General features: G+C 72.6%; 24 protein-coding genes. 12 read left to right on the top strand and 12 right to left on the bottom strand.

From position 1 onward, the window contains the following. Positions 1-2 precede the first annotated feature (2 nt). A complete protein-coding gene (locus ABD091_RS04640; protein ID WP_343915977.1) occupies positions 3-1,079 on the bottom strand; it encodes a sulfite oxidase in 1,077 nt (358 codons plus the stop codon). An 83-nt stretch (positions 1,080-1,162) separates the two neighbouring features. Between ABD091_RS04640 and ABD091_RS04635 the strand changes: the two genes are divergently transcribed. Then, complete coding sequence (locus tag ABD091_RS04635) at positions 1,163-2,131, top strand: DUF389 domain-containing protein (protein ID WP_343915976.1); 969 nt, start codon at positions 1,163-1,165, stop codon at positions 2,129-2,131. On the opposite strand, the gene ABD091_RS04630 is transcribed toward ABD091_RS04635, so the two are convergent. After that, positions 2,107-3,063 (bottom strand): GNAT family N-acetyltransferase, encoded by a 957-nt coding sequence (locus ABD091_RS04630; RefSeq protein WP_343915975.1) that lies wholly within the window; start codon positions 3,061-3,063, stop codon positions 2,107-2,109. The two genes, ABD091_RS04635 and ABD091_RS04630, sit on opposite strands and share 25 nt — an antisense overlap. A 59-nt stretch (positions 3,064-3,122) precedes the next feature. Here ABD091_RS04630 and fdxA point away from each other — a divergent pair, with 59 nt between their 5' ends. Both fdxA and dapC read left to right on the top strand, forming a co-directional pair. Continuing rightward, positions 3,123-3,449, top strand: coding sequence for a ferredoxin (gene fdxA, locus ABD091_RS04625; RefSeq protein ID WP_343915974.1), 327 nt, complete (start codon positions 3,123-3,125; stop codon positions 3,447-3,449). Next, on the top strand, positions 3,446-4,558 hold the full coding sequence (dapC, locus tag ABD091_RS04620; protein ID WP_343915973.1) for a succinyldiaminopimelate transaminase: 1,113 nt from the start codon (positions 3,446-3,448) through the stop codon (positions 4,556-4,558). The genes fdxA and dapC overlap by 4 nt, the downstream gene beginning before the upstream one ends. 9 nt (positions 4,559-4,567) lie before the next feature. Here the strand turns inward: dapC and ABD091_RS04615 are convergent, their stop codons facing one another. From ABD091_RS04615 to ABD091_RS04580, 8 genes are all read right to left on the bottom strand, one after another. After that, a complete protein-coding gene (locus tag ABD091_RS04615; RefSeq protein ID WP_343915972.1) occupies positions 4,568-4,846 on the bottom strand; it encodes a hypothetical protein in 279 nt (92 codons plus the stop codon). A 130-nt stretch (positions 4,847-4,976) separates the two neighbouring features. Continuing rightward, the gene (locus ABD091_RS04610; protein ID WP_343915971.1) at positions 4,977-5,945 is read right to left on the bottom strand and encodes a VldE C-terminal domain-containing protein; all 969 of its coding nucleotides are present in this window, start codon (positions 5,943-5,945) and stop codon (positions 4,977-4,979) included. A gap of 10 nt (positions 5,946-5,955) precedes the next feature. Beyond that, on the bottom strand, positions 5,956-6,924 hold the full coding sequence (dapD, locus tag ABD091_RS04605; RefSeq protein WP_343915970.1) for a 2,3,4,5-tetrahydropyridine-2,6-dicarboxylate N-succinyltransferase: 969 nt from the start codon (positions 6,922-6,924) through the stop codon (positions 5,956-5,958). A gap of 26 nt (positions 6,925-6,950) precedes the next feature. Then, complete coding sequence (locus tag ABD091_RS04600) at positions 6,951-7,745, bottom strand: alpha/beta hydrolase (RefSeq protein WP_343915969.1); 795 nt, start codon at positions 7,743-7,745, stop codon at positions 6,951-6,953. A 64-nt stretch (positions 7,746-7,809) separates the two neighbouring features. Continuing rightward, on the bottom strand, positions 7,810-8,502 hold the full coding sequence (locus tag ABD091_RS04595) for a hypothetical protein (RefSeq protein ID WP_343915968.1): 693 nt from the start codon (positions 8,500-8,502) through the stop codon (positions 7,810-7,812). Positions 8,503-8,584: 82 nt separating this feature from the next. After that, positions 8,585-9,496, bottom strand: a complete 912-nt coding sequence (locus ABD091_RS04590) for a DMT family transporter (RefSeq protein ID WP_343915967.1) — start codon at positions 9,494-9,496, stop codon at positions 8,585-8,587. Between the two features lie 43 nt (positions 9,497-9,539). After that, on the bottom strand, positions 9,540-10,364 hold the full coding sequence (locus ABD091_RS04585) for an ABC transporter permease (RefSeq protein WP_343915966.1): 825 nt from the start codon (positions 10,362-10,364) through the stop codon (positions 9,540-9,542). Beyond that, positions 10,361-11,344, bottom strand: a complete 984-nt coding sequence (locus ABD091_RS04580; RefSeq protein WP_343915965.1) for an ATP-binding cassette domain-containing protein — start codon at positions 11,342-11,344, stop codon at positions 10,361-10,363. Before ABD091_RS04580 ends, ABD091_RS04585 begins: the two co-directional genes overlap by 4 nt. 195 nt (positions 11,345-11,539) lie before the next feature. Between ABD091_RS04580 and ABD091_RS04575 the strand changes: the two genes are divergently transcribed. The 8 genes from ABD091_RS04575 (at position 11,540) to ABD091_RS04540 (ending at position 20,452) form a co-directional block, all read left to right on the top strand. Next, on the top strand, positions 11,540-12,583 hold the full coding sequence (locus ABD091_RS04575; protein WP_343915964.1) for a hypothetical protein: 1,044 nt from the start codon (positions 11,540-11,542) through the stop codon (positions 12,581-12,583). Positions 12,584-12,932: 349 nt separating this feature from the next. Next, the gene (gene ileS / locus ABD091_RS04570; RefSeq protein ID WP_343915963.1) at positions 12,933-16,142 is read left to right on the top strand and encodes an isoleucine--tRNA ligase; all 3,210 of its coding nucleotides are present in this window, start codon (positions 12,933-12,935) and stop codon (positions 16,140-16,142) included. 31 nt (positions 16,143-16,173) lie between these two features. Next, on the top strand, positions 16,174-17,097 hold the full coding sequence (locus ABD091_RS04565) for an NAD-dependent epimerase/dehydratase family protein (protein WP_343915962.1): 924 nt from the start codon (positions 16,174-16,176) through the stop codon (positions 17,095-17,097). Positions 17,098-17,126: 29 nt separating this feature from the next. Continuing rightward, positions 17,127-18,185, top strand: a complete 1,059-nt coding sequence (gene dapE / locus ABD091_RS04560) for a succinyl-diaminopimelate desuccinylase (protein WP_343915961.1) — start codon at positions 17,127-17,129, stop codon at positions 18,183-18,185. After that, positions 18,185-18,889 carry an LOG family protein gene (locus ABD091_RS04555; protein ID WP_343915960.1) on the top strand — a complete coding sequence of 235 codons (705 nt, stop codon included), beginning with the start codon at positions 18,185-18,187 and terminating at the stop codon, positions 18,887-18,889. Before dapE ends, ABD091_RS04555 begins: the two co-directional genes overlap by 1 nt. Next, complete coding sequence (locus ABD091_RS04550) at positions 18,886-19,203, top strand: DivIVA domain-containing protein (protein WP_343915959.1); 318 nt, start codon at positions 18,886-18,888, stop codon at positions 19,201-19,203. Before ABD091_RS04555 ends, ABD091_RS04550 begins: the two co-directional genes overlap by 4 nt. A gap of 14 nt (positions 19,204-19,217) precedes the next feature. Beyond that, positions 19,218-19,640, top strand: a complete 423-nt coding sequence (locus tag ABD091_RS04545; protein WP_343915958.1) for a hypothetical protein — start codon at positions 19,218-19,220, stop codon at positions 19,638-19,640. Between the two features lie 11 nt (positions 19,641-19,651). Further along, complete coding sequence (locus tag ABD091_RS04540) at positions 19,652-20,452, top strand: M14 family zinc carboxypeptidase (protein WP_343915957.1); 801 nt, start codon at positions 19,652-19,654, stop codon at positions 20,450-20,452. On the opposite strand, the gene ABD091_RS04535 is transcribed toward ABD091_RS04540, so the two are convergent. Next, positions 20,449-21,240, bottom strand: a complete 792-nt coding sequence (locus ABD091_RS04535) for an enoyl-CoA hydratase-related protein (protein ID WP_343915956.1) — start codon at positions 21,238-21,240, stop codon at positions 20,449-20,451. The genes ABD091_RS04540 and ABD091_RS04535 overlap by 4 nt on opposite strands. 31 nt (positions 21,241-21,271) lie before the next feature. Next, entirely contained in the window at positions 21,272-22,048 is a 777-nt protein-coding gene (locus ABD091_RS04530) for a PaaX family transcriptional regulator (RefSeq protein ID WP_343915955.1), read from the bottom strand. A gap of 138 nt (positions 22,049-22,186) precedes the next feature. Between ABD091_RS04530 and ABD091_RS04525 the strand changes: the two genes are divergently transcribed. After that, positions 22,187-22,354 (top strand): DUF3117 domain-containing protein, encoded by a 168-nt coding sequence (locus ABD091_RS04525; RefSeq protein ID WP_343915954.1) that lies wholly within the window; start codon positions 22,187-22,189, stop codon positions 22,352-22,354. Positions 22,355-22,357: the final 3 nt, after the last annotated feature.

Below are 22,357 nucleotides of genomic sequence, written 5' to 3'. Positions count from 1 at the left end.
GGTCAGTCGGCGCAGCCGGCGACCGTCAGCGACTGCCGGATCGGGGCCGAGAACAGGTAGCCCTGGTCGTTGTCGGGCGAGACGTCCGGCTGCGTGCGACCGTCGGTGTCGACGGCGCGGGTGACCAAGCAGTGCTCGCCGGCCCGGTCGAAGACCACCTCCGCCTCCCAGGCGGTCCAGCACGACGCCCGGTTCTGGCCGACGAGCCGCGCCGCGCGCCACGACGCGCCACCGTCGGTGCTGAGCTCGACGCCGGCGATCGCGGCCTCGCCGGACCAGGCGCGGCCGCGGAGCACCACCGGCCTCCCGGCCGGCACCGGCTCGAGCGTGTCGACCAGGCTCTTGACCGGCATCCGGCCCAGGACGGCCTCCTCGCCGTGCCAGCCCTCGCCGTGCATGCGGTACCACCGGGTGTTCCAGGGCGACGGCTCCGGACGGCGGGTCACGCGGAGCTCGCCGAGCCACTTGATCGAGGCGATGCCGACCCAGCCGGGCACGACCAGCCTCACCGGGAACCCGTGGTCCGGCGGGAGCGGCTCCCCGTTCATCTCCCAGCAGACGAGCACGTCGTCGAGGGCCTTCTGGATCGGTAGCGGCCGGCGCACGCGCCCGTGGTCGACACCGTCCTCGACATAGGGGTCGTCGAGGCCGACGGCCATGACCGAGACCGCGTCGGGGCGGAGGCCCACCCGTCGGAGCACCCGCGCGAGTGGTACGCCGGTCCAGCGGGCGACGCCGATCGCGCCGGTCTCCCACTGGGTCCCCGGTCGCGGCGTCCCCTGCTGGCGGTCGAAGTAGTGCCGCCCGTTGCCGGTGCACTCCAGCGCGAGCTCCTCGGTGACGGGGGAGAGGTCACGGAGGTCGGCGAGCGAGAGCGTCGTGTCCTGGTAGAGGCCGTCGCCGGTCAGCAGCAGCCGCCACAGCCCGGCGTCGACGACCGGCGGCCGTGTGTGGTTGCGCACGAAGAACCGGTCGATGGGGGTCACGGCGGGAACGTCGGACTCCCACCGGGTCTCGACGTCGGTGCCGTGGACGATGAAGCCGTCGGTCAGGGGTCGGTCGAGGGCGTCGCGCAACATGGTTTAACTCTATCCAATGAGTAGACAATGGGTGTGGGTGGGTCGGCACCCCGGCGGGTCGGAGCGGTCCTACTCTCGGGGCCATGCTGGTGCACCTGAGGATCACCGTGCCGACCGACATGACCGACGACGTACGCCGCCTGCTGCTCGCCGAGCGGTGCGTCACCAACCTGGTGGTGCTCGAAGGGGTGGTGGTGGAGCCCGAGGGCGACCTGCTCGAGGTCGACGTGGCCCGGGAGGAGACCGGTGCGCTGCTCTCGCAGCTCGACGACGCGGGGGTGACCGAGCGCGGCGGCGTCGTGGTGGTCAGGCCGTCGGCGGCGCCGTTCGCTCGGGCCCGCGAGCTCGAGGCCGAGGCGCCGGGGCACCCGGACGACGCGGTGATCTGGGAGTCGGTCGCCGCAGCCGCCGACGACGGCAGCGTGCCGACGGTGTCCTACCTGGTGTTCCTGGTGCTCGCGGTCGTCCTGGCGGCCATCGCCGTGGTGACCGACTCCTCGGTGCTCGTCGTCGGCGCGATGGTCGTGGGCCCGGAGTTCTCCGCCGTCGCCGCGGCCTCGGTCGGGGTGGTGCTTGGCCGCTGGGCGACGGTCGGCCGGTCGTTGGCGCTGCTCGCGCTCTCGTTCACCTTCGCGGTGGTGGTGGTCGTGCTGCTCGCCCTGCTGGCGCGGGCGACCGGCCTGCTGACGGCCGACCTGGTCACCCGGCCTCGCCCCAACACGGGCTTCATCTGGCACCCGGACATCTGGTCGTTCATCGTCGCGCTGGTCGCAGGAACTGCCGGCGCGCTCGCGCTGGCGATCGAGAAGACGGCCACCATGGTCGGGGTGTTCATCTCCGTGACGACCGTGCCGGCCGCGGGCAACCTCGCCCTCGGGCTGGCGGTCTGGGACCGCGGCGAGATCCTGGGCTCGCTCGCCCAGCTGGGCGCCAACGTCGCCGGCATGGTCATCGCCGGCACCCTGCTGCTGGGCTTCATGCGGCTGTGGTGGCCGCGGGTCATGCGGCTCTCGGAGCGCGTGCTGCCTCAGCGTCCCGCGGCGCGCAGGTAGCGCAGCCGGTGGTGGGTGCGGAAGCCCATCCCGGCGTAGAGCGCCAGCGCCGGCTCGTTGTCGACCTCGACGTGGAGCCAGGTCGTGGTGGCCCCCTGCGCGCCGCCCCAGTCGAGCAGCCGCGCCATCATCGCCGTGGCGAGTCCACGACGGCGCAGCCGCGGCTCCATGCCGAGGGCGTGCACCCCGAGCCAGTCGCCGTCCAGCGCGGCCCGGCCGCCGGCGACGACCTCGCCCGAACGCACCAGGCGGAGCTCCACCCGGGGGCCGTCCTCGAGCTCGACGAGCTCGGCGGCCTCGGCGGGCTCCCGACCCCCGCACGCACGGAGGGCACGCGCGAGGGAGGCGACCTGGAAGTAGGACGCGCCGCCCTCGACCTCGGTCCACCCGGCGACATCGAGGTGGGTGTCGACCTCGCTCCCGGCCTCGACCTGGGCCAGTGCGTCGCGGTCGCGGTCGGCGTAGAACGCGCGGACGCGCGCGGCCGCGTCGTCCAGGGAGACGCCGGGATCGCCGATGGCGAGGCACGAGTTGGCGCGCTTGAGCAGCCGGCCGACCGGGGCGGGATCGGTGCGCATCACCCAGTCGCCGAGCGCCTCGGTCTCGACGTGGGGCCACATCGCGAGCGCATGACCCTCGGCCTCGCGGGCGTCGACCCGGTGACGCACCGAGGGGCGGGGCGGCACCGGCTTCCCCGACACGACCAGGGCCAGCGGGATCGTCACGGGCTCACCGGTCTCGGGCTGGACGACGCACTCGTCGTCGGACCAGCGCAGACAGGTGCCGAGCACGTCGGTCATGGCGGGGCCGCCGCTGGGACCGGTCTCGCCGGGCACGACGCGGCGTACGACGACGCGCTGTCCGACGACGTGGGGACCCAGCGTGTGACCAGCCTGGTGCTCATTGCGGTGGGCCTGCGACGACGGGGGCACGCGGAGAGACTAGGCTGCCGTCTGCAGCAGCTTTCGCACCGTCTTACGAGGAGGATCTGGTGACCTACGTCATCGCCCAGCCGTGCGTCGACCTCAAGGACCGGGCCTGCGTCGACGAGTGTCCTGTCGACTGCATCTACGAGGGCAAGCGGATGCTCTACATCCACCCCGACGAGTGCGTCGACTGCGGTGCCTGTGAGCCGGTCTGCCCGGTCGAGGCGATCTTCTACGAGGACGACACCCCGGAGGAGTGGAAGGGCTACTACGACGCCAACGTCCACTTCTTCGACGACCTCGGCTCGCCCGGTGGTGCCGCCAAGATGGGCGAGATCGACCACGACCACGAGCTCGTCGCGGCGCTCCCGCCGCAAGAGCACGACGAGTGACCTCGCGGCCGGTCTCCGGCCGGCTCCCGGACTTCCCCTGGGACCAGCTCACGGCGTACGCCGCCACGGCGCGGGCGCACCCCGACGGCATCGTCGACCTCTCGGTCGGCACCCCCGTCGACCCGACGCCGCTCGTCGTCCAGGACGCGCTTCGCGCCGCCGCTGACGCGCCCGGCTACCCGACGACCCTCGGGCTGCCGGAGACCCGGCAGGCGGCGGTCGACTGGCTGGCCCGTCGCCACGGCGTCACCGGGCTCGGGCTCGACGGCGTGCTGCCGGTCATCGGCTCCAAGGAGCTGATCGCCTCCCTGCCCGGCCATCTCGGCGTCGGGGAGGGGGACCTGGTCGGCTATCCCGAGGTCGCCTACCCCACCTACGAGGTCGGCGCCGCGCTCTGCGGGGCCCGTGCGATCGCGACCGACTCGCTGACCGCCTTCGGTCCGGAGGTCCCGGCGCTGCTCTGGCTCAACTCGCCCTCCAACCCGACCGGACGGGTGCTGCCACTCGACCACCTCCGCAAGGTCGTCGAGTGGTGCCGCGAGCGCGGGACGCTGCTGGTGTCCGACGAGTGCTACGTCGAGTGCGCCTGGGAGGGCGAGCAGCCGGTCTCGGTGCTCCACCCGGAGGTCTCGGGGGGCAGCCACGAGGGCATCCTCGCCGTCCACTCGCTGTCCAAGCGGTCCAACCTCGCGGGCTACCGCTGTGCCTTCGTCGCCGGCGACACGGAGGTCCTCGCCGAGCTGCTAGCGGTCCGCAAGAACCTCGGCCTGATGATGCCGACGCCCCAGCAGCGGGCGATGGCCGCCGCGCTCGACGACGACGACCACGCGGTGGCCCAGCACGCGACCTACGCCGCGCGGCGCGCGGTGCTCCGCGAGGCCTTGGAGCGGGCCGGGTTCCGGGTCGACCACTCGGAGGCGTCGCTCTACCTCTGGACCACGCGGGAGGGCGCGTCGGACTGCTGGGAGCTGGTGCGGTGGTTCACCGACCGCGGCATCCTGGTGGCACCGGGGTCCTTCTACGGCCGCGCGGGCCGTTCACACGTCCGGATCGCCTTCACCGCGACCGACGAGCGGGTCGGCGCCGCGGTCGCGCGGCTGGCCGGCTGAGCAGTCGGGTCAGCCGACCTTCACCAGCGGCGCAGGAGCCTCGAAGGGCGCCCACGGCTCGGGCTCGGGGTCGTCGAGCGGCTGCTCGGCGTGGACCCGCACCGCGGAGATGTCCCCGATCCGGACCACGTGGTGGCCGGAGTCCGAGCCGGTCAGGACCACGCCGTGGCCGTCGACCTCGTTGACCAGGCCGTCGATCCAGTGGCCGCCGACGAGCACGGAGACGACCACCTCGTGGTCGCGGGCACGTCCGAGTGCAGTGCCGATGGTGTAGATCGTCGATGACATGGCTTCCTCTTATCCCCGCGCCGGCCGCCCACGAGGCCGGTCCGTCACCGACGTTAGGGGACTGAGGGTCTCCCGTCACCGGTCCGTGGAGAAGTCTGGCCGGACGGGCGCGGGGCATGGCCCGAACGGGTCATGGGTAGACGTCGACGTGGACGTGGTCCCGGTGCTCGAGCACGGCCGCGGCAGCGGCGTCGCGGCCCGAGGTGTCCGGACGGTAGGGCCGCCACCCGTCCGCAGACCGCCAGCCCGCGGTCCAGATCCGGCCGTCGAAGATGACGGTGCGGACGTCGAGCCGCTCGGCGTGGGCGACGAGGTAGTGGGCCATGGCCCAGCCGCGGTCCTTATTGGCCTCGTTGACCGGTCGGAAGAACACGTCGACGGCCCGCCCGTCGTAGTGGGCCGAGCCCGGCATGTGGCCGTCGGTGACCCCGCCGGGGGCGAAGCCGCCCAGCGACTGGGGTCCCCAGACCCGCTCGAGGTCACGGCGCACGGCGGCGGCCCGAGGGGTCAGGCCCGCGTCGTCGAGCCGGGTGGGGCCCGCGTCGGGCTCGTCGGTCTGGACGCAGTGGAGTGCGTGCCAGGACTCCCCCGTGAGCGCGCTGGCGAGGACCCGGGCGTCGGCCTCGTGGTCGGCGTAGGCGGTCGGGTAGGCGGAGCGCTGCACCTCCTGGGCGGCGACGGTCACCTCCAGTTCGGTGTAGCCGTCGACCTCGACGAGCGCGTCGTAGAAGGCGTTGGTCGCGTAGACGGGGTCCATCAGCTGCTTCGGCGTGCCCCACCCCTGGGAGGGGCGCTGCTGGAAGAGGCCGAGGGAGTCGCGGTCGCCGAACTCGATGTTGTGGAGCTTCGACTCCTGGTAGGCGGTCGCGAGGGCGATCGTCGCCGCGCGTGCCGGCAGTCCTCGCTCGACGGCGATCGCCGAGATCAGGGCGGCGTTCTCGGCCTGCTCCGGCGCGAGCACGACCGTGGTGCCCTGGACGGTCGCGCGGCACTCGTCGGCGCGCAGCAGGGGGACGACGTCGTCCCCGAGCAACCGCCAGGCGACGAAGCCCGCGGCCACGAGCCCGAGGGCCGTACCCGCGGCCCAGAGCCGCTTCACGGTCGGTCCATCAGTTCGCGTGCAGCGCCGCGTTGAGGGCGATCCCGTCGCCCTGCCACGGGACGGCCTCGATGGCGCCGGTGACCGAGTTGCGGCGGAACAGCACGTTGCTCGCCCCTGAGAGCGTCGCGGCCTTGACGACCTTCGGCTTGGAGTCGATGTCGGAGATGGTCACCTTCGTCCCGGCGGTGACGTAGCAGCCGGCCTCGACGACGCAGTCGTCACCGAGGGAGATGCCGATGCCGGCGTTGGCGCCGAGCAGGCAGCGCTCACCGATCGAGATGACCTGCTTGCCGCCCCCGGAGAGGGTGCCCATGATCGACGCGCCGCCACCGACGTCGGAGCCGTCGCCGACCACGACGCCCGCGGAGATCCGGCCCTCGACCATCGAGGAGCCGAGGGTGCCGGCGTTGTAGTTGACGAAGCCCTCGTGCATGACGGTGGTGCCGTCGGCGAGGTGGGCGCCGAGCCGGACCCGGTCGGCGTCGGCGATGCGGACGCCCGTCGGGACGACGTAGTCGACCATCCGGGGGAACTTGTCGACGCCGAGGACCTCCACCGGGGCGCGGCCGCGCAGGCGCAGCCGGGTCGCCTCGAAGTCGTCGACCGGGCAGGGACCGTGGTTGGTCCACGCGACGTTGGCGAGCACGCCGAAGATGCCATCGAGGTTCTGGCCGTGGGGCTGCACGAGCCGGTGGGAGAGCAGGTGGAGACGGAGGTAGGCGTCGGCCGCGTCCTGCGGCGGGTCGGCGAGGTCCACCTCGACGGTCACGACCTCCGTGCGGACACGACGCTCGGGGAACTCCCCGGCAGCGGCGACCAGCTCGGCAGGCGGCTCGTCGCCGGAGGGGCGCTCGCCGAGCGCCGGCGCCGGGAACCAGGCCTCCAGGACGGTGCCCTCGGAGGCACCGCTGGTGACGATCGTGGCCAGGCCGTGGCCCCAGGCGGAGGTGGGGGCTGAAGTCGCAGTCTCGGTCACGAGTCCAGCCTACGGAGTGGGCCCCGCTAGGCGAACGTCGTGGTGAGCCAGCGGAGCATGTCGATCGTGTGCTCGTTCCAGTAGACGCGGGTGTGGCCGCCCTCGCCCGCCACCTCGCGCGCCGGCGGGGGTGCGGCAGCCAGCAGGGCGTCGGCGCCGTCGCGGAAGGGGTCCCCGTCGCCGCACCACAGGCCCCACGGCAGCTCCTCCAGCGCCGACAGGTCGGCCAGGGCCTCGTCGCCGGGGTGGAGGGCGGGGCTGAAGAGGGCCAGCCCGCTCGCCCAGTCCGGCTCGGTCTCGACGAAGCGCAACGCGCCGTACCCGCCGCGCGACCAGCCCCACAGCGCCCGACGATCGCCGAAGCCGCGGTCGGCCAGCCACTGCGGCAGCTCCTCCCGCAGCATCGCCTGCGGGTCGAGACCGTCGGCCGGCAGCCAGCCTGCCGGTCCGTCGTCGGTCCCGGCGACGACGAACGGAGGTGCTCCCGCCTCGACCGCCGCCGTGACGAAGCGGGCCAGCCCGAAGCCGCGCAGGGCCGCGGCGGACGCCGAGGCGCCGTGGAGCACGACGACGACCGGCAGGCCCGCGCCGTCGCCGTAGCCGTCGGGCACCGCGGTGACGAGGTCGATGTCACCGAGGTGGACCGAGCTCACGCGCTCGAGGGAGACCCGACCCTCGGCCGCGTCCGGGACGAACGGCTCGGGGGTCAGCCCGACGGCCGACCGGGCGCGCCACCGGACGTCCGGAGGGGCGAGGGCCCAGCCGGCGGCCCCGACCCCGAGCGCGGCGGCACCCCCGAGCAGGGCGCGTCGACCGATCACGCCGTGAGGCTAGCGCCGGTCCGCCCGCGCCGTCGCCGGATCGTCGGGCGGGCGGACCGGTCGGTCAGCCGATCCCGAGCCGCTTGAGCAGGGCGCGACCCTCGGCCGTGCCGACGCGTGCGTCGGCGGTGCGGCCGTAGACCTTGCTCCCGGCGGCGGGGAAGCTGATGCCCTCGAGGATCAGACCGAAGCTGGCATCCCCGGTCCAGTAGACCGTGCCCGCGGGGAGCGACAGGCCGGGGACGTTGATGCCGTTGCGGCTCACGATCAGCAGGGTCCCACCGGTTCCCCCGTCGCCCTGGGTGCTGATCGCGTGCTTCTGCGGGCGGTACTTCGCCGGCAGTCGGAAGACGCGGGCGTCCTCGCTCTGGTCCCCGCACACGCCGTCACCTCCGGGGCCGTTCGTACCGACCACCAGTCCGCTCAGGTGGACGGTGCCGAAGCGGTCGAGCCGGTAGCCGACGCGGGCCAGTCCGGGAAGCAGGTCCTGGGCCGACTGCCACACGCAGTCACCCTCCCCGCCGTCGTCGAAGGCCGCGGCCCTGACGTAGGTGAAGGGCTTCTCCTTCACCAGGTCGGCGGCCTTGAGCGTGCCGTTCTTGACCTTCGGCGAGGTCACGGCGTTGTCCTTCAGGTCGGAGGTGCCGATCTTGCCGGCGGCGTAGCCGGCGCCGGCGGCGCTGAGGACGAGGGCGAGGATGGCGACGAGCATCGCCGCGGGGGACAGGGCGGCAGAGAGACGTTGGCGGATGGACACGAGAACCCTCCCGAGGGTCTGGCTGATGGTGTCCCCCGACATTGGCAGCGCGCGTCGGAGGTGTCGCGCTGGTCTGGACGGGTCAGCCGGCCGGCCGCGGTGCCCGGCCGGTGACGGCCAGCGCCACGCCGCTGACGGCCACGACCAGGCCGGCCAGCTCCCGCAGGTCGAGGGTCTCGCCCAGGACCAGCCAGGCCATGACGGCGGTCACCGGTGGTGAGAGGAAGAAGACGCTCGAGCCCGCGCCGGCCCCGCCGCGGCGTACGACGGCGCCGAGCAGCACCAGGCCGACGATCGAGTTGATCACCGCCAGGAATCCGATGGTGAGGGCGCCGACGACCGGGTCGCGGACCGCGTCGGTGCCCTCGAGGGTCAGGGCGAGGACCACCATGACCGGGGTCGTGGCCGCGAACTGGAGGGTGGCCGACCACCACGGGTCGACCCGCGGCGGGATCCAGCGCTGGCCCATCGTGCCGAGGCTGAGGCTGAGCATGCCCAGCAGGCCGAGGGACAGTCCGAGCAGGCCGCCCGCCTCGTCGACGTCGGGGCCGAGGACCAGGACGACACCCGCGACGCCGACGGCCAGGCCCGCGACCTGCCGTCGCCCGACGCGCTCGCCGAGGAAGAGGCCGGCGAGGACGACCGTGAGGACGGGGGAGAGCGAGTGGAGGAGCGCGGCCAGGGTCGCGCCGAGACCTGCCTCGAACGCGAGGTACATGAAGCCGAACTGGACGCCGTTCATCACCACCCCGACGGCGCAGACCCGCAGCAGCGCCTGACGGTCGATCCGCAGCGGCCCGCGGAACCAGCGGGCGACGGGGAGGAACAGCAGGGTCGCCAGCGCGAACCGCAGCCCCAGCACCGTGAAGGGCTCCGCCGCGGCCACGCTCGCCGGGCCGGCGATGTAGCCCGAGGACCAGACCAGGACGAAGCCGGCGGCGGGGAGCCACGGGAAGGGCGTCGTGCTGGTGTGCTCCGGCGCCCGAGTCGTCACCCCCGCACCCTCGCACGGAGGACGCCGGGGCGACGAGCAGCGGTCACTTGCTGGTCGAGAGGTACTGGCGCACGGACAGCGGGGCGAAGACCGCCACGATCGCCGCCGACCAGATCAGGGTGTAGAGGGCGGGGTTCTGCATCGCCCACGAGTCGGGCACCGGGATGCCGGGCGCGGTGTTGCCGAAGAGCTCCCGGGTCGCCTGGGTGACGGCCGAGACCGGGTTCCACTCCACGAACGTGCGCAGCACGCCGTCGAAGGACTCCAGCGGCACGAACGCGTTGGAGACGAACGTCAGCGGGAAGATCACGACGAACGAGGCGTTGTTGACCACCTCGACGCTGGGCACGATCAGGCCGACGTAGGCCATGATCCAGCTGACCGCGTAGGCGAAGACGAGCAGCAGCAGGAAGCCGAGCAGCGCGTCGACGACGCCCTCGCGGATCCGCCACCCCACGAGCAGCCCGGTGAGGGCCATGATGACCAACGAGATCACGTTGTAGGCGACATCGGACGTCGTACGCCCGACCAGGACCGCCGAGCGTGACATCGGCAGCGACCGGAAGCGGTCGATGATGCCCTTCTGCATGTCGTCGGCGAGGCCGTAGCCGGTGAACGTGGCCCCGAAGACCACGGTCTGGGCGAAGATGCCCGCGATCAGGAACTCCTTGTAGTCGACGTCGCCCGGGACGTCGATCGCCCCGCCGAAGACGTAGGCGAAGAGCAGCACGAACATGATCGGCGAGATCAGGACGAACACCAGGATGTCGGGCACCCGCTTGATCTTGATCAAGTTGCGCTTCGCGACCACCCAGCCGTCGGACAACGCCCGCCCCGCCCCGCCGCGGCTCACCTCGGTCGTGCTCATGCCGGCACCTCCTGCTCGTCGGTCGTGGTGGTGTCCTCGGCGGCCCGGCCGGTGAGGCTGAGGAAGACGTCGTCGAGGGTGGGGCGTCGCAGGCCGATGTCGAGGACCTCGACCTGCTCGGCCTCGAAGCCGGTCAGCACCCGGGCGAGCGCCTGCTGCCCGCCGTTGACCGGGGCGACCAGGCTGCGGCCGGCGCCGTCGCCGTCGTCCCCCACGTCGCCGGTCGCCACCGTGGCGAGGATGCGCGTCGCGACGTCGCGCTGGGCCGGGTCGCTGAGCACCACCTCGATCCGCTCGCCGCCGGTCTGCGATTTGAGCTCGTCGGCCGTGCCGCGGGCGATCGCCCGGCCGTGGTCGATGACCACGATGTCGTCGGCCAACCGGTCGGCCTCCTCGAGGTACTGCGTCGTCAGCAGCAGCGTCGCCCCGCTGCCGACCAGCTCGCGGATGACGTCCCACATCTGCTGGCGGCTGCGGACGTCGAGCCCCGTCGTCGGCTCGTCGAGGATCAGGACGGGCGGCTCGGCGACGAGCGCACCCGCGAGGTCGAGCCGCCGCCGCATGCCGCCGGAGTAGGTCTTCGACGGCCGGTCGGCGGCGTCGCTGAGGTCGAAGCGCTCGAGCAGCTCTCGTGCACGCGCACGGGCGCGCGACTTCGGGAAGCCGTAGAGCCGGCCGACCATCTCGAGGTTCTCGTGGCCGGTGAGGTGCTCGTCGACCGCGGCGTACTGGCCCGACAGGCCGATCCGCGCCCGTACCCCCGCGGGGTCGCCCAGCACGTCGACCCCGGCCACCTCGGCGCTGCCGCCGTCGGGCTTGATCAGCGTCGCGAGGCAGCGCACCGCCGTCGTCTTGCCGGCGCCGTTGGGCCCGAGCAGCGCCAGGACCTGCCCCTCCGGCACCTCCAGGTCGAGCCCTGCGAGTGCCTCGACGTCCTTGTAGGTCTTCACCAGTCCGCTGGCGCGGATCATCGTCGTCATGCGTGCCCCTCCCGGTCACCGTCGACGGTAGTGACCACCTCCGACAACCGAACTCATCGATGACGCGGTAGTCCGGTTGATTTGTGCTCGTTCCGGGCCCGATCTCGACACATATCGACCGGAGTACCGACCGCCGGCGGTCCGGGCCTGTGGAGAAGTCCGGGGCCGACCGGCGGACGGCGGCACGATCGTGCGGTGTTCGTTCCGCACCCGTTCCACCCTCGCCGAGGAGGGGTCGTACCCCCGGCGCGGGTGGACCCGGCCGGGCTCACCGGGCCGACGCTCGGACAGGCGAGGGGCCGCTCATGGGTTCGCACGTCACCGGGCCTGTTCCTGCCGCGTGCGGTCGACCTCGACGACCCGGACCAGAGGATCCTCGCGGCGGCGGGGGTCCTCGAGCCCGGGGAGGCGGTGACCGGCTGGGCCTCGCTCCGGTGGCGGAGAGCCCGCTGGTTCGCCGGGCTCGACGCCGGCCAGCGACCGCTCCCGGTTCCGCTCCTCGTCCAGCGGCACCTGGTGAAGCACCCCTCCTACCGCCTGACCCGGGAGTTCCTGTCACTGCACGACCTCGAGGAGGTGGACGGTCTCTCCGTGTCGAGTGTCCGGTGGGCTGTCTGCTTCGAGGCTCGCTGGGCGGACGACCTGGTGTCCGCGGTGATCGCGGTCGACATGGCGGCGTACTCCGACCTCATCTCGGTCGACGAGCTGCGTCCGTACGTCCTGTCGCGGATGGCGCCCACGGGCATCGAGCAGGCACGCAAGGCCGTCGAGCTGGCCGCCGAGAACAGCTGGTCGCCGCAGGAGACAGTCATGAGGCTGGTCTGGAAGGCGTGGCGCCCCGAGAGCACGCTGCTCTGCAACCGGCCCGTGTTCGACCTCGCCGGCCGACACCTCGCGACGCCCGACCTGCTCGACCCGGAGGCCGGCGTGGTGGGGGAGTACGACGGAGCGGTGCACCTGGCGGCGGAGCAACGGGCGAGCGACGTACGACGCGAGGCACTCCTCCGGGCGGTCGGGCTCGAGCTCGTCACCATGGTCGGTGCCGACCACGCCGACGACCACCGTTCGTTCCGCCTGCGGCTGGCGGGTGCCCACGACCGGGCAGCGGAGTCCGGCTCGTCTCGCCGGTGGACGCTCGAGCCACCGCCATGGTGGACCGACACCTCCACCGTCGCGGCTCGCCGCGCCCTTGACCCGCGGGTCCGCCGGCGGCTGCTGGCACACCGCTGGCTGGGGTGACGGGCGCGATCGCGCGGTAGTCCGGTCGATTCGTGCTCGATCGGCGCCCGATCTCGACACAAATCAACCGGACTACCGCCACCACGCCCCCGAAGCCAAACCGATTGGCAGCCGCACCGGCCCGCGCCGTACGCTGGCACCACAGGCATCCGAGCCGTCATCAGCGGTGAGCCTCCGGAAGAACAGGCGCCCCGAGCCGGGGGTGGCCCCACTAGACCCGGACGGGTAGGCCCGTCACAGCCGTGAACGAGCGGTCGGCGTACGCCGGCAAGCGGGGTGGTACCGCGGCAGACCTGATCCAGGGACGTCGTCCTCGTGGACGAGACCGACCACCGCAGGAGCCCCGCCCATGACCTATCCGAAGGTCGCCACCGGCCAGTCCGGCGAGCACACCCACGTCCCGAGCCAGCCGAACTTCCCGGCGATCGAGGAGCGGGTGCTGGCCTACTGGAAGGACGACGCCACCTTCGAGGCCAGCGTCGACCAGCGCGAAGGCGGCGAGGACGGTGCGAACGAGTTCGTCTTCTACGACGGCCCGCCGTTCGCCAACGGCCTGCCCCACTACGGCCACCTGCTGACGGGCTACGTCAAGGACCTGATCCCCCGCTACCAGACGATGCGCGGCCACAAGGTCGAGCGACGGTTCGGCTGGGACACCCACGGCCTGCCCGCCGAGCTCGAGGCGATGAGCCAGCTCGGAATGAAGACCACCCAGGAGATCCTGGACCTCGGCATCGAGGGCTTCAACGCGGAGTGCCGCCGCTCGGTCCTCGCCTACACCGACGAGTGGCGCGACTACGTCACCCGCCAGGCGCGCTGGGTCGACTTCGACCGCGACTACAAGACGCTCGACCGCGACTTCATGGAGTCGGTGCTGTGGGCGTTCAAGAACCTCTACGAGAAGGGCCTCGTCTACGAGGACTTCCGGGTCCTGCCCTACTGCTGGAACGACGAGACCCCACTCTCCAACCACGAGCTGCGGATGGACGAGGACGTCTACCAGAACCGGCAGGACCCCGCGGTCACCGTCGGGATGCGCCTCGAGGACACCGGCGCCGGAAGCGCTCTCGACGGAGCGATCGCCCTGGTGTGGACGACGACCCCGTGGACCATGCCCAGCAACCTGCTGATCATGGTCGGCGAGGACATCGACTACGTCGTGGTCGAGTCCGACCTGCCCACCGGCACGACGGAGCGCTACGTCGTCGGGGCCGAGCGGCTGGCGGCGTACGCCCGTGAGCTGGGCGAGGACGCCGTCGTCGTCGAGCGGCTGAAGGGCAAGGACCTCGTCGGGCGCTCCTACACGCCGCCGTTCTCCTACTTCGAGGGCACCGAGCACGCCCACCGCGTGGTCGAGGCCGACTTCGTCACCACGGCCGACGGCACCGGCCTGGTCCACAGCGCCGGCGCCTACGGCGAGGAGGACAAGGTCATCACCGACCGCGAGGGCATCGAGCTCGCCGTCGCCGTCGGCAAGGACGGGAAGTTCACCTACCCCGTCACCGACTACGCCGGGATGCACGTCTTCGACGCCAACATCCCGATCATCGAGCACCTCAAGAACGCCACGAAGGGGCAGGGCGAGACCGGGGCGGTCACGCCCGGCACCGTGCTGGTGCGCCGGGAGTCCTACGAGCACTCCTACCCCCACTGCTGGCGCTGCCGGCAGCCGCTGATCTACATGGCGGTGTCGTCGTGGTTCGTCGACACCCGCAAGATCCGCGACCGCATGCTCGCGCTCAACCAGGAGATCCAGTGGGTCCCCGACCACGTCCGCGACGGCCAGTTCGGCAAGTGGCTGGAGAACACCCGGCCGTGGTCGATCTCGCGCAACCGCTTCTGGGGCAGCCCGATCCCGGTGTGGCGCTCCGACGACCCGGAACACCCCCGGGTCGACGTCTACGGCTCGCTCGACGAGCTCGAGCGCGACTTCGGCGTCCGGCCCGACGACCTCCACCGGCCCTTCATCGACGAGCTGACCCGGCCCAACCCCGACGACCCGACCGGGAAGTCCACGATGCGTCGCGTCACCGACGTCTTCGACTGCTGGTTCGAGTCGGGGTCGATGCCGTTCGCCCAGGTCCACTACCCGTTCGAGAACGCCGACTGGTTCGAGAGCCACTACCCCGGGGACTTCATCGTCGAGTACATCGGCCAGACCCGCGGCTGGTTCTACACGATGCACGTGCTGGCCACCGCGCTGTTCGACAAGCCGGCGTTCTCGACCTGCGTGAGCCACGGCATCGTGCTGGGCTCCGACGGCAACAAGATGTCGAAGAGCCTGCGCAACTACCCCAACGTCTACGAGGTCTTCGACCGCGACGGTGCCGACGCGATGCGCTGGTTCCTGATGTCGAGCCCGATCCTGCGCGGCGGCAACCTGATCGTCACCGAGCGCGGCATCCGCGAGTCGGTGCGCCAGGTGCTGATCCCGCTCTGGAACACGTGGTACTTCTTCGCGCTCTACGCCAACGCCGCCCACGGCGGCGAGGGCCACGCCGCCCGGCGGAGCACGACGAGCACCCACGTGATGGACCGCTACGTCCTCGCCAAGCTGCGCGAGTACGTCGCGGACATGACCCGGCAGCTCGACGCCTACGAGGTGGCGAACGCCTGTGACTCGACGCGGTCGTTCCTCGAGGTCCTGACGAACTGGTACGTCCGTCGGTCGCGCGACCGCTTCTGGGGGGAGAGCGAGGAGGCCTTCGACACGTTGTGGACCGTCCTCGAGACCGTCTGCCGCGTAGCCGCTCCGCTGCTGCCCCTGACGACCGAGGAGGTCTGGCGCGGGCTGACGGGGGAGCGGTCGGTCCACCTGGCCGACTACCCGTCGGTCGACGAGCTCCCCGCCGACGACGCGCTCGTCGCCGCGATGGACGAGGTGCGCGACGTCGCCTCCGCCGGGCTCGCGCTCCGCAAGGCCCACGCGCTGCGGACCCGGCTGCCGCTGGCCTCGCTGACGGTGGTGGTCGACGACGCCGAGGCGCTGGCCGGCTTCGAGGGCATCCTCGCCGACGAGCTCAACGTCAAGCAGGTGCGGCTCGTCACCGCCGGGTCCGACGAGGCGGCGGCGTACGCCGTCGAGCAGCGGCTCACCGTCAACGCCCGGGCCGCGGGTCCGCGGCTGGGTCGCGACGTCCAGACGGTCATCAAGGGCTCGAAGGCGGGGGACTGGTCGGTGGCCGACGACGGCACCGTGACCTGCGCCGGCTTCGACCTGGTCGAGGGTGAGTACACGCTCGAGACGGTGGCCGGCGACGACGCGGGTGACGCGGCGACCGCGGTGCTGCCGCGCGGCGGCTTCGTCGTCCTCGACACGGCGACCACGCCGGAGCTCGAGGCGGAGGGCGTCGCCCGCGACCTGGTCCGCTCGGTCCAGCAGGCCCGGCGTGACGCCGGCCTCGAGGTGTCCGACCGGATCACGCTGACCGTCTCCGGGCCCGACGAGGTGCTGGCGGCGGCCCGCGCCCACGAGCAGCTGCTCGCGGGGGAGACCCTCGCGGACACCGTGTCCTACGCCGACGCGACCGAGACCTCGGTGGCGGTCGACAGGGCCTGAACGCTGCGGGGCCGCGTGGCAGGGTGAGGGCATGGAAGACCTCCCCACTGCCAGCGCTCCCGTCGTCGTGGTCACCGGCGCCAACGGCCTCGTCGGCTCCCGGACCTGTGCGGCCCTCGCGGGCCTCGGCGCGACGGTGCGTGCCGTCGTACGCCGGGAGGGGGCCGCGCCCGACCTCGCCGGGGTCGAGGAGCACGTCGGTGACTTCACCGACCCGGCCTTCGCCACCGACGTCGTCGTCGGGGCGGACGCCGTGGTCACCACCGTCCACCCGATGGGCAGCGACCGTGAGACCCAGCGGCGGGTCGGCGTCGAGGGCACAGCGGCGCTGGCACGGGCGGCCCGCGACGCGGGGGTGCGTCGCCTGGTGCACGTCTCGACGGCTGCGGTCTACGACCGGTCGCCGGGGGTGGGTGACGTCGACGAGTCGTCGCCGCTCGTGGGCGACGACGGCAACGACTACGCCGTCACCAAGCGCGACGCGGACCGTGCGCTCGCCGAGGTCGCCGGCGACGGGCTGAGCGTGGTGCTGCTGCGGCCGCCGGCCATCCTCGGTCGCGGCGAGTCGTCGGTGTGGAACACGCTGCGGCCCGCGGAGATGCGCGAGGACCCCGCGGAGCGGCGGGCCAACCCGGCTGCGACGTTCTCCTGGGTCCACGTCGACGACCTGGCCCGGCTGGCCGCGGACGTGGCGTCGGGCCAGGTCCTGCGGTCCGACCAGTCGGCGCTCGGTCCGGTCGAGGACGGCTGCACGGCCGTCAACGTCACCGCCGCCCCGGCGACCGCCCGCGACTACTACACGGCCGTCACCGGCGCCCTGGGTCTCGAGCCGGAGTGGACCGACGAGGAGGCGTGGACCGGCCGGCTCGTCGGCGAGCGGGCGCGCGGCTGGGGGTGGGAGCCCGAGGTCGGCCTCGACGACGCGCTGGCCGAGCTCCGGCAGGGACTCGCCTAGGAGCCGGCTGCGACTGGTTGGATGGGGGCATGCTCGACCTCACCGCCGACCCCGTCACCCTCACCCGCCAGCTGGTCGACATCGAGTCGGTCAGCCGCGGCGAGCAGCAGATCGCCGACGAGATCGAGGCGGCGCTGCGGGCGCTGCCCCACCTCGAGGTGACGCGGCGCGGCCACACGGTCGTCGCTCGCACCCACCTCGGGCGGGCCGAGCGGGTCGTCATCGCCGGACACATCGACACGGTGCCGCTCAACGACAACCTGCCGTCGCGCCTCGAGGACGGGATCCTCCACGGCCTCGGCAGCTGCGACATGAAGAGCGGTGACGCCGTCCTGCTCCACCTCGCCGCCACGCTCTCCGAGCCCAACCGCGACCTCACCTTCGTCCTCTACGAAGCCGAGGAGATCGAGGACGAATTCAACGGGCTCCGCAAGCTCAGCGAGAGCGATCCCCACCTGATGGAGGCCGACTTCGCGATCCTCATGGAGCCTTCCGGTGCGATCGTCGAGGCCGGCTGCCAGGGCACCTTGCGCGTCGACGTCCGGACGACCGGTGAGCGCGCTCACGCTGCCCGCAGCTGGAAGGGCGTCAACGCGATCCACGGTGCCCACGAGGTGCTCGCCCGCCTGAACGCGTACGACGCGCGCCGACCGGTCATCGACGGGCTGGAGTACCACGAGGGCCTCAACGCGGTGTTCATCAGCGGTGGTGTCGCCGGCAACGTCCTGCCCGACGAGTGCATCGTCTCGGTCAACCACCGCTTCGCCCCCGACCGCTCGGTCGAGGAGGCCGAGGCGTTCGTCCGCGAGTTCTTCGGCGGCTTCGAGGTGACGGTCCGCGACAGCGCGCCGGCCGCGATGCCCGGGCTCGGCCTCCCCGCCGCCAAGGAGTTCCTCGACGCGGTCGGCGGCGAGGTGCGGCCGAAGTTCGGCTGGACCGACGTCGCCCGGTTCAGCGGACTCGGCGTCCCGGCCGTGAACTTCGGGCCCGGCGACCCGATGCTGGCCCACAAGCAGGAGGAGCACGTGCCGGTCGAGCACATCGAGCGCTGCGAGCGCCAGCTCCGCGCCTGGCTCGGAGGCGCCTGATGGCCACGCAGGACAGCCACGACCCGGGGCACCAGGGCAGCACCGCCGACCAGCGCCTGCTCGACCGCGGCACCCGGCTCGACACCCACCACGACTACTGGCGGGTGCTGCGGATCCAGGCGGAGTTCGTCGAGGGCTTCGGCAGCCTCGCCGACCTCGGTCCCGCGATCGCCGTCTTCGGCTCGGCCCGCACGAAGCCGGACTCGCCCTACTTCCAGCGGGGCGTCGAGGTCGGGCGAGGCCTCGCCGAGGCCGGTTTCTCGGTCATCACGGGCGGCGGCCCGGGAGCGATGGAGGCGGCCAACCGCGGCGCGCAGGAGGCCGGCGGCACCTCGGTCGGCCTCGGCATCGAGCTGCCCTTCGAGGCCGGCCTCAACCCCTACGTCGACCTCGGCATCAACTTCCGCTACTTCTTCGCGCGCAAGACGATGTTCGTGAAGTACTCCCAGGGATTCGTGGTGCTGCCCGGTGGCCTCGGGACCTTCGACGAGCTCTTCGAGGCGCTGACCCTCGTCCAGACCCAGAAGGTGACCTCCTTCCCGGTCGTCCTGCTGGGCAGCGACTACTGGCAGGGCCTGCTCGACTGGCTGCGTGACACGGTCCTCGCGGCCGGCAACATCGCGCCCGCCGACCTCGCGATGCTGACGGTCACCGACAGCGTCGACGAGGCGGTCGCGGCGATGGTGGAGGCCCGGGACGCATGACCTGGGTGTTCGCGATCCTCGCGGTGCTGGCGCTCGGCGGTGTCGCCGTCGTCGCCGCGGGTCGCGGCGCGCCCCTCGCCCCGGCCTACGACGACCGGCCGGACGCGCTCGTGCCGTCCGAGGGGCCGCTGTCCGGCGACGACCTCCGCCGGGTGCGCTTCTCGCTCGCCTTCCGGGGCTACCGCATGTCGGAGGTCGACGCGCTGCTCGACCGGCTGGCGCGTGAGCGCGAGGCCGTGGACGACCGCGAGGTTCGGGAGGACGACACTCCGCCGCCACCCGGCGGGGGTCGTGGCGACACCGAGATCGACTAGGGCACACTGCCCCCGTGTCCACCGAGGTGATCGTCTACGTCCTCACCGCCCTGGCCGCCGTCGTCGTCGTCCTCACGAGGCTCCGGCTCGGCAAGCAGGAGGGTGCAGGGCGGCTCAACGTCGGCTCGGGCCTGCTCAACGTCCACACCGTCGCCGGCGTCCTCGCGCTGGTCGTCTGGGTGGTCTACCTCGTCTCCCCGGAGTCGACCGCCACCGGCGGTCCCGTGGTCGGCATCGTGGCGCTCGCCCTGTGGTGGGTCGTGGCCCTCGCCGGGCTGCTGATCCTAGTGCGCTGGCTGCCGAGCAAGGGGCGCCACGCGACGGTCGCGAAGGAGGACACCTGGTCGGAAGGGCCCGGTCTCTCGGTCCTCGCCCACGTCGGGATGCTGGTCGGCGTGCTGGTCTTCTCCTACGCCTACGCCACCTCGCTGGTCTGAGGTCGCGCGACGTGGTCGGCCGCTCGGGCATCGCCGGCCTGGTGCTGCTCGCCGCGCTCGTGCCCGCCACGGCGTACGCCGGGCCCGCGGCGAGCGTCGCCGCGCCGACCGTGACGGCCGCCGTCCCCGCGTCGGTCGACGGCGCGGTCGTGAAGCGGCGCAAGATCGGGGAGTCCGTCGACGGGCGGGCGATCATGGCCTACCGGCTCGGGGAGAAGGGGCGCCCTCCCGTCGTCCTGATCTCGACGATGCACGGCAACGAGCCCGACACCCGCCGGATCCTCACCTCCCTCAAGGACGGACCCAGGATCGTCGGGGTCGACCTGTGGGTCGTGCCGACCTACAACCCCGACGGCCTCGCCGCGGGCACCCGCAAGAACGCCCACGGCGTCGACCTCAACCGCAACTTCCCCTACCAGTGGACCGACCTCGACGGGAACTACGAGTCGGGGCCGAAGCCGAAGTCGGAGCCCGAGACCCGGGCGATGGTGCGTTTCCTCAAGCGGGTCGAGCCGCGCCGGATCATCTCCTTCCACCAGCCGCTCCACGGCGTCGACACCGACACGAAGAACAAGAAGTTCGCACGGAAGGTCGCCCGGAACCTCAAGCTGCCCCGCAAGACCTTCGACTGCGGCGGCGTCTGCCACGGCACCATGACCAGCTGGTACAACCACAAGTTCGACGGCGCCGCCCTCACCGTCGAGTACGGCGACGCGCCGAGCCGCCGGATGATGCGGCGGACGGCGCCGAAGCGGACGCTGGCGGTCTTCGGGGCCCGCCGGGTCCGGCTCCAGGGCGAGATCGTCGACTAGCGACCCTCGAACACCGGCTTCTCCTTGGCGAGGAAGGCGGCGACCGCGGCCGCGTGGTCGGCCGTGCCGCCGGTGAGCGTCATCATCCTGCTCTCGACCTCGAGCGCCTCGGTGAAGGAGTGGCCGGCGGCGTAGGCGACCGACTGGCGCATGGCGCCGAGGGCGACCGTCGGGCCGGCGGCGAGCCGGGCCGCGACCTCGCCCACGCGGCCGGAGAGCTCGTCGGCCGGCACGACCTCGGTGGCCAGCCCGAGGTCGAGAGCCTCGGTGGCCGACAGGGTGCGGGGGAAGTAGAGCAGCTCGATGGCCTTGGCCCGGCCGACGAGCTGCTGGAGGTGATAGCTGGCGCCGGTGTCGCAGGAGAGGGCGATGTTGGCGAAGGCCAGGTTGAACCCGGCGCTGTCGGCGACGTAGCGGAGGTCGCAGGCGAAGGCCAGGCTGGCGCCCGCTCCGGCGGCCACCCCGTTGACGGCCGCGACGACGGGCTTGGCCATGCCGGCCAGGGTCGTGACGATCGGGTTGTAGTGCTGGTCGACCGTGGAGAACAGCTGGTCGCTCCCGCCGTTGTGGAGCAGCTCGACGTGCTCCTTGAGGTCCTGGCCCACGCAGAACGCCCGGCCCGTGCCGGTCAGCACGACGCAGCGGGCCGCCGGGTCGTCGGCCACGGCGCGCACCGTCTCGAGCAGCGCCTCCTTCGTCGCGACATCGAGGCTGTTCATCGCGTCGGGGCGGTCGAGGGTGATGGTGGCGACGCCCTCGGTGACGTCGAGCTGCACGGGAGAGGTCATGGGCCGCAGTCTGCCCCACCCCCCGCGGACCTCAGTCGAGGCAGGTGGCGACGAACCTGTCGGCGGCCGGCTTGAGTCGCGCCGCCTCACCCGAGAAGAGCCGGGCGGCGGCGTGCCCCGGCCAGTCGTCGGGCAGCAGCTCGGGCGGCAGGCCGGGATCGGAGAAGAGGAACTTGCGCCATTCGTGGACCAGTCGGAAGCGGGCCGCGAAGGCGGCCTCGTCCGCGCGCTCCGCGGGTGCGTCGTCGGCGTCGCCGAGCAGCGCGTCGGCCTCCGCCACGAAGGAGTCGTACGCCGCCGCGAGCCCCGGCAGGTCCCAGGCGCCGATCGGCGACGGCTCGACGCGGTCGGCGCGCACCCGGCGGGCCGTGGCCCCCGCGCGACCGAGCACCTCGTCGAGCCCGGCGCGCTCGTAGGGGCTGATCCACGTGTGGGGCGTCAGCTCGGCGTAGCCGACGAACTCGAGGTCGGCCCGGAGCCGCTGCCGCTCTGGCCGCTCGCCCTGCTGGTCGACGAGGACGAGGTGCCAGTGGCCGTCCCACGGGTCGACCGCTGCCCGGTAGACGCGCGCGGCGACGTCGTCGAGCCATCGGATCGTGCGGTCGGTGGCGCGGTAGCCACGGCCGCCGGGCAGCTGCACCGGCTCGAGCCAGCCCTCGGACACCATCCGCGAGATCGCGGTCCGCACCGCCGGTGCCTGGATGCCGACGGGGTCGAGGACCCGCACCAGACCGGCCACCAGTGCGCGGCTCCCGCGGCTGCGCAGGTGGTCGCCGTACACGTCGAAGAGGGCGGACCGGGCGTGCATGCGGGGGAGTCTGCCACCGACCCCGGGCCCTGTGGTCGGCATCACGCCCGCCATGGGGGATAATGGTCCGGTATAGACCTGAAGGGGGGCCGCACCGCGGCACGCAGGTCCTGGGACGAACAAGGAAGAGGTGCGCGGATGGCGGCGATGAAGCCCCGGACGGGTGACGGTCCGCTCGAGGTCACCAAGGAGGGTCGCGGTCTGGTGATGCGCGTCCCGCTCGAGGGTGGTGGCCGACTGGTCGTCGAGCTCAACGCTGACGAGGCCGCGGAGCTGCGGACGGCGCTCGAGGGCGTCACCGGCTGATCG

Origin of the sequence: Nocardioides aestuarii, from assembly GCF_039527245.1 — a bacterium.
Lineage (GTDB): Bacteria > Actinomycetota > Actinomycetes > Propionibacteriales > Nocardioidaceae > Nocardioides > Nocardioides aestuarii.
The sequence above is the reverse complement of the archived record's forward strand: the minus strand, read 5'-3'. Positions and strand labels throughout refer to the sequence as shown.